Annotated in this window: 5 protein-coding genes; 1 reads left to right on the top strand and 4 read right to left on the bottom strand. The window is 66.5% G+C overall.

Annotated elements, in window-relative coordinates; all coding sequences use genetic code 11:
- The 4 genes from RTO53_RS18985 to RTO53_RS18970 form a co-directional block, all read right to left on the bottom strand.
- Positions 1-559 (bottom strand): MFS transporter (locus tag RTO53_RS18985; RefSeq protein ID WP_312239237.1); only part of this gene is annotated, 559 nt, incomplete at its 3' end.
- A 91-nt stretch (positions 560-650) separates the two neighbouring features.
- On the bottom strand, positions 651-3,335 hold the full coding sequence (gene metH, locus RTO53_RS18980; protein ID WP_312239238.1) for a methionine synthase: 2,685 nt from the start codon (positions 3,333-3,335) through the stop codon (positions 651-653).
- Between the two features lie 26 nt (positions 3,336-3,361).
- A complete protein-coding gene (locus RTO53_RS18975; RefSeq protein WP_312239236.1) occupies positions 3,362-4,462 on the bottom strand; it encodes a homocysteine S-methyltransferase family protein in 1,101 nt (366 codons plus the stop codon).
- Between the two features lie 8 nt (positions 4,463-4,470).
- Entirely contained in the window at positions 4,471-5,400 is a 930-nt protein-coding gene (locus RTO53_RS18970) for a metalloregulator ArsR/SmtB family transcription factor (RefSeq protein ID WP_256774561.1), read from the bottom strand.
- Between the two features lie 146 nt (positions 5,401-5,546).
- Between RTO53_RS18970 and RTO53_RS18965 the strand changes: the two genes are divergently transcribed.
- On the top strand, positions 5,547-6,695 hold the full coding sequence (locus tag RTO53_RS18965) for an acyl-CoA dehydrogenase family protein (RefSeq protein WP_312239235.1): 1,149 nt from the start codon (positions 5,547-5,549) through the stop codon (positions 6,693-6,695).
- Positions 6,696-6,700 lie beyond the last annotated feature (5 nt).

Genomic DNA, 6,700 nt, shown 5'->3' with positions numbered 1-6,700 from the left:
GGTTGGCAAACCCCGAGGCGGTGAGCAGCCCGAACAGCGGCAGCATCAGCCACGGCAGCAGATGCGCGTTGCCGGCGCCGCCCTTGCCTTCGATGATCCAGCCAAACAGCATGACCACTGCGATGAAGCCCAGCGAGCCCCAGACCCGGATCAGGCCGTAGCGGTGACTGTCACTGCCCAGGTGGGTGAGGGTGATCGATTCGAACTGCGGCATCACCGCGTTGTAGAAGAAGCAGAACGCGATCATCGCCGGGTACAGCCACGGCTGGGGCAGGGGCAGCAGGAACGCGCAGAAGGTCAGCAGGGTGAGCACGCAGCCCAGGCGCAGCCAGAAGATCGGGCGCGGCGAAGCGGCGGCGATGGAGGTCCAGGTAGTGGGCGCGACGATGCGCGTGGCGTACCACAGTCCCATCATCACGCTGATGGCGGTGACGCTCATGCCGCGCGAGGTGAGGAACAGGCTCCAGTAGGGCGTGAACGCGCCCAATGCGGCGTAGTAGAACAGGTAGAAGGACGACAGGCGCACGGCCGGAACGGCGTCGCGGGTGGAGGCGGTCATGCGGGGTCTCGGTGGCGGCGCGCACGCACCCACGGTGGGCGCTACCGCGGCATTATGACGGTTGCACCCGACCGTGGGTCGGGTGAACACCTCATTCCGGATCGTAATCCAGGTTCGAAGCCAGCCAGCGCTCGGCCTGCACGCGGTCCACGCCCTTGCGTTTGGCGTAGTCGCCGACCTGCTCGCGGGTAACCCGGCCGACCACGAAATACTGGCTCTGCGGATGGCTGAAGTAGTAGCCCGATACCGCTGCGGTCGGCAGCATGGCGAAGCTTTCGGTCAGCTGCATGTCGGCGTTGCGCTCGGCGTCGAGCAGGCGGAACAGCGTGGCTTTTTCGCTGTGTTCCGGGCAGGCCGGATAGCCCGGGGCAGGGCGGATGCCGCGGTACTTCTCGGCGATCAGCGACTCGTTGTCCAGGTGTTCCTCGGGCTGGTAGCCCCAGTAATCGGTCCGCACGTGCTGGTGCAGGCGCTCGGCCAGCGCTTCGGCAAGGCGATCGGCCAGGGCCTTGAGCAGGATGGCGTTGTAATCGTCATGATCGGCTTCGAAGCGCGCCACGTGCGGATCGATGCCGATGCCGGCGGTGACCGCGAAGGCGCCGATCCAGTCCTGCTTGCCGCTGTCGGCCGGGGCGATGAAATCGGCCAGGCAGAAGTCCGGGCGCTCGACCGGCTTGTCCACCTGTTGGCGCAGGAAGTGGAGCACGCTCGGGCCGGCATCGGTGCGCAGGTGCACGTCATCTCCGACGCTGTTGGCCGGCCACAACCCGAACACGGCCTTGGCGGTCAGCCACTTCTCATCGACGATCCGGGCCAGCATCGCGCGGGCGTCCTTGTACAGGTCGCTGGCCTGGGCACCGACGATCTCGTCGGTGAGGATCGCCGGATACTTGCCGGCCAGTTCCCAGGCCTGGAAGAACGGGGTCCAGTCGATCACCTCGACCAGGTCGGTCAGCGGGTAATCGTCCAGCACATGCAGGCCGGGCCTGCGCGGGGCAGGCGGGGTGTAATGGGACCAGTCGCCGTCGAAACGCTGCGCGCGCGCCTTGGCCAGTGTCACCAGGCGCTTGGCGTCGCCCCGGTTGCGATGGCGCTGGCGGATGTCGGCATAGTCGGCCTCGTTGGCGGCCACGAACGCCTCGCGCAGCTCGCTGGAGATCAGCGACTGGGCCACGCCCACCGCACGCGAGGCGTCCTTCACCCACACCGTGGGCGCCTTGTAATGCGGGTCGATCTTCAGCGCGGTATGCGCACGCGAGGTTGTGGCACCGCCGATCATCAGCGGCAGGGTGAACCCCTGGCGCTCCATTTCGCGCGCGACGTGGCTCATTTCTTCCAGCGAGGGGGTGATCAGGCCGGACAGGCCGATGATGTCGGCGTTCTCGGCGCGCGCGGCGTCGAGGATCTTCTGCGCCGGCACCATCACGCCCAGGTCGATGACCTCGAAATTGTTGCAGGCCAGAACCACGCCGACGATGTTCTTGCCGATGTCGTGCACATCGCCCTTGACCGTGGCCATGATGATCTTGCCGTTGCTCTTGGCGGTGTCACCGCTGCGTGCCTTCTCGGCTTCGATGTAGGGCAGCAGGTAGGCCACCGCCTTTTTCATCACGCGTGCCGACTTGACCACCTGCGGCAGGAACATCTTGCCGGCCCCGAACAGGTCGCCGACGATGTTCATGCCGTCCATCAGTGGCCCTTCGATCACGTCCAGCGGACGAGTGGAGCGCGCGCGTGCCTCTTCGGTATCGGTTTCCACCCAGGCATCCAGGCCGTGCACCAGCGCATGCGCCAGGCGCGCGTCGATCGGCTTCTCGCGCCAGGCCAGGTCTTCGCCCTTGACCTCGCCCTTCTTGCCTTTGTAGCGCTCGGCGATGTCCAGCAGGCGCTCGGTGCCGTCGCGGCGGCGGTTGAGGATCACATCCTCCACGCGTTCACGCAGTTCCGGATCGAGCTCGTCGTAGATCGGCATCGCACCGGCGTTGACGATGCCCATGTCCATGCCGGCGGCGATGGCGTGGTACAGGAACACCGAATGGATCGCCTGGCGCACGCTTTCGTTGCCGCGGAACGAGAACGACACGTTGGAGACGCCGCCGGAGATATGGCAGTGCGGCAGCGTGCGCTTGATGATGCGCGTGGCTTCGATGAAATCCACCGCGTAGTTGTCGTGTTCCTCGATGCCGGTGGCGACAGCGAAGATGTTCGGGTCGAAGATGATGTCCTGCGGCGGGAACCCTACCTGGTCGACCAGGATGCGGTAGGCGCGCGTGCAGATTTCCACCTTGCGCGCGCAGGTGTCGGCCTGGCCGTCCTCGTCGAAGGCCATCACCACCGCGGCGGCGCCGTAGCGCAGCACCTTGCGGGCATGCTCGATGAACTGCGCTTCGCCTTCCTTGAGCGAGATCGAGTTGACCACGCTCTTGCCCTGCAGGCACTTCAGGCCGGCCTCGATCACGCTCCACTTGGAGGAGTCGACCATCACCGGGATGCGCGCGATGTCCGGCTCGGACATGATCAGGTTGAGGTAACGCGTCATCGCCTTCTCGGAATCGATCAGGCCCTCGTCCATGTTCACGTCGAGGATCTGCGCGCCATTGGCGACCTGCTGGCGGGCCACGTCCACCGCCTCCTCGTAGCGCTCTTCCTTGACCAGCTTGCGGAACTGCGCGCTGCCGGTGACGTTGGTGCGCTCGCCGATGTTGACGAACAGCAGGTCCGGCGTGATCACCAAGGGCTCTAGGCCGGACAGGCGGGTGTGGCGGGGCGGTGTCACCGACGGGGTGTTATCGGCCGGTATGCTCACGCGGCATTCTCCAGCGCCGGACCGGGCAGGGCCCGTGGCGGCAGGTCGGCCACGGCCTCGGCGATCGCGCGGATGTGCGCCGGGGTGGTGCCGCAACAGCCGCCCACCAGGTTGAGCAGGCCGGCGCTGGCAAATTCGCGCAGGGTGCCGGCCATTTCCTCGGGGGTTTCGTCGTACTCGCCAAACGCATTGGGCAGGCCCGCGTTGGGATGCGCGCTGACCAGGCAATCGGCCACGATCGACAGGGTTTCCACGTGCGGGCGCATGTCGTTGGCGCCCAGCGCGCAGTTCAGGCCCACCGACAGCGGCCGGCTGTGCGCGACGGAGGCATAGAACGCCTCGGCGGTCTGCCCCGACAGGGTGCGTCCGGAGGCGTCGGTGATGGTGCCGGAGATCATGATCGGCAGGCGCGCGCCACGGTCGTCGAAGGCTTCCTCGATGGCGAACAGCGCAGCCTTGGCGTTGAGGGTGTCGAAGATGGTTTCCACCATCAAGGTATCCGCGCCACCGTCGATCAGGCCGTCGATCGCTTCGCGGTAGGTCTCGCGCAGTGCATCGAAGCTGGTGTTGCGGAACCCCGGGTCGTTGACGTCCGGGCTGATCGACGCGGTGCGGCTGGTCGGGCCCAGCACCCCGATCACGAAGCGCGGCTTGCCCGGCGTGGTGGCCGCCACCGCATCGCAGCAGGCGCGCGCGACGGCGGCCCCGGCCTTGTTGAGCTCGTACACCAGGTGTTCCAGGTGGTAATCGGCCTGGCTGACCGAGGTGGCATTGAAGGTGTTGGTCTCCACCAGATCCGCGCCGGCCTCCAGGTAGGCGGTATGGATCTGCGCGATCACCTCCGGCTTGCTCAGCAGCAGCAGGTCGTTGTTGCCTTTCAGGTCGTGACCCTCCGGCGTGCCGTGATCGCAGCCGGGGCCATGCGCGTGGGCGCTGTCGTAGCCTTCGGCGAAGCGTTCGCCGCGATAGTCCGCTTCCTGCAGGCCATGGCGCTGGATCATCGTGCCCATCGCACCATCGATGATCAGGATGCGCCGGGCGAGCGCGTCCTGCAGGGCATGCACACGATCGGGGTGGAGCCAGGGCAGCGACGACATGGTGGACCTCAGGGCTTGCTGGCGATCAGTGAAATGACTTCGAAATGCGGCGGGCGCTTCTCGCGGGTGACCGTTTCCAGGCTGGACACGACCAGGCCGGCTTTCTCGGCGAACTTGCGCAGTTCCTTGTCCGAGAAGCCCAGGTTGACGTGCCCGTAGGCATCCACCGCCGCCTTGTGTTCGTGGCGGGCAAGGCTGCACAGCAGCAGGCGCCCACCCGAGCGCAGCACGCGCGCGCCTTCGGCCACGGCCTGGGCCGGCTTGGCGGCGTAGGTCAGTGCGTGCATCAGCACGACCAGGTCGAAGCTGCGGTCCTTGAACGGCAACGCATGCATGTCGCCTTCGCGCACCTCCACGTTGGCCAGGCGGCGCAGGCGCTCGCTGGCCGCGGCGACCACGCGCGCGCTGGTGTCGATGCAGACGTAGCGCTTGGCGTGCGGTGCCACCAGTTCGGCGAGCACGCCGTCGCCGGAGGCGATGTCCAGCACGTCACCGGTTTCCAGCAACGGAAGGGCGGTACGCGCCAGCGCTTCCCAGGTACGGCCGGGGGAATAGTGGCGCTCCATGTCGCCGGCCACGCTGTCGGCCCAGTTCTGGTCGGCGGCGCGGCTGGCCAGTACGGCGGCGACGCGTTCAGCATCCTGACGCAGCAGCGGATCGTCGCTGCCGGTGCTGAGTGCATGCCACAATGCGCGCTGCGCCGGGTCCAGCGCGGCGTCGTCGAAGCGGTAATACGCCGACACGCCGGCACGCCGGTCGCGCACCAGACCGGCCTCCTTGAGCCGGGCCAGATGGGTGGACACCCGCGGCTGCGCCAGCGTGGTGATGGCCGACAGCTCGGCCACGGTCAATTCTTCCTGCTCCAGCAACGTGAGCAGGCGTACGCGGGTGGCGTCGGCGAACACTTTCAGCCGGACCGACCAGTCCTCGAGATCCATAAATATCTACCTATCGCGATATAGAGATATTTTCGCCCCGGGCCGGTGCCGGGTCAAGTCAGCCGGCATTGACCGGCCCCCGGTACAATCGCCCCACGTGGACGCGCGCTGCGCGGCCAAAATCACCATGTTCCCGGGAGGGTGTTGTGGATTTCAGTTTTACCGAAGAGCAGTTGATGCTGCAGGACGTCGCGCGGCGCATCGCGCAGGAAAAGATCGCGCCCAGCGCCGAGCACCATGACCGTACCGGCGAGTTCCCGCTGGAGAACATCCGCCTGCTGGGCGAAAACGGGCTGATGGGCATCGAAGTGCCGGCCGAATACGGCGGCGCGGGCATGGACCCGATCGCCTACGTGCTGGCGATGGTGGAGGTCGCCGCCGGCGACGCGGCCCACTCGACCATCATGTCGGTCAACAATTCGCTGTTCTGCAACGGCATCCTCACCCACGGCAGCGAAGCGCAGAAGCAGACATACGTGCGCGCCATCGCCGAGGGCGAGGCCATCGGTGCGTTCGCGCTGACCGAGCCGCAGTCCGGTTCGGACGCCACCGCCATGCGTTGCCGCGCGGTCAAGCAGGCCGACGGCACCTTCGTGATCAACGGCAAGAAGAGCTGGATCACCTCCGGCCCGGTCGCCAAGTACATCGTGTTGTTCGCGATGACCGACCCGGACCAGGGCGCACGCGGCATCACCGCGTTCATGATCGACACAGACAAGGCCGGCTTCCACCGCGGCAAGACCGAGCCGAAGCTGGGCATCCGCGCTTCGGCCACCTGCGAAATCGAGTTCCAGGATTACGTGGCCAGCGCCGACGAGGTGCTGGGCAAGGAAGGCGAGGGCTTCAAGATCGCCATGGGCGTGCTCGACGCCGGCCGCATCGGCATCGCCTCCCAGGCCATCGGCATCGCCCGCGCTGCCTATGAAGCCACGATCGAGTACGTGAAGGACCGCAAGGCCTTCGGTGCCGCCATCGGCACCTTCCAGATGACCCAGGCCAAGATCGCCGACATGAAGTGCAAGCTGGATGCAGCGCTGCTGCTGACCCTGCGCGCGGCATGGGTCAAGGGCCAGGGCAAGCGTTTCAGCAACGAAGCGGCCATCGCCAAGCTGACCGCATCCGAAGCGGCGATGTGGATCACCCACCAGGCCGTGCAGATCCACGGCGGCATGGGGTACTCCAAGGAAATGCCGCTGGAACGTTACTTCCGCGATGCCAAGATCACCGAGATCTACGAGGGCACCTCGGAGATCCAGCGGTTGGTGATTGCGCGCAACGAGACCGGGTTGCGCTGAGTCAT

This window comes from Stenotrophomonas sp. (assembly GCF_031995405.1).
Taxonomy (GTDB): Bacteria; Pseudomonadota; Gammaproteobacteria; order Xanthomonadales; family Xanthomonadaceae; genus Stenotrophomonas.
The sequence above is the reverse complement of the archived record's forward strand: the minus strand, read 5'-3'. Positions and strand labels throughout refer to the sequence as shown.

What these genes read in the sequence shown, in the direction of transcription:
- RTO53_RS18970 (WP_256774561.1), bottom strand. Translation starts at nt 5,400, where the DNA reads ATGGATCTCGAGGACTGGTCGGTCCGGCTGAAAGTGTTCGCCGACGCC.
- RTO53_RS18975 (WP_312239236.1), bottom strand. Translation starts at nt 4,462, where the DNA reads ATGTCGTCGCTGCCCTGGCTCCACCCCGATCGTGTGCATGCCCTGCAG.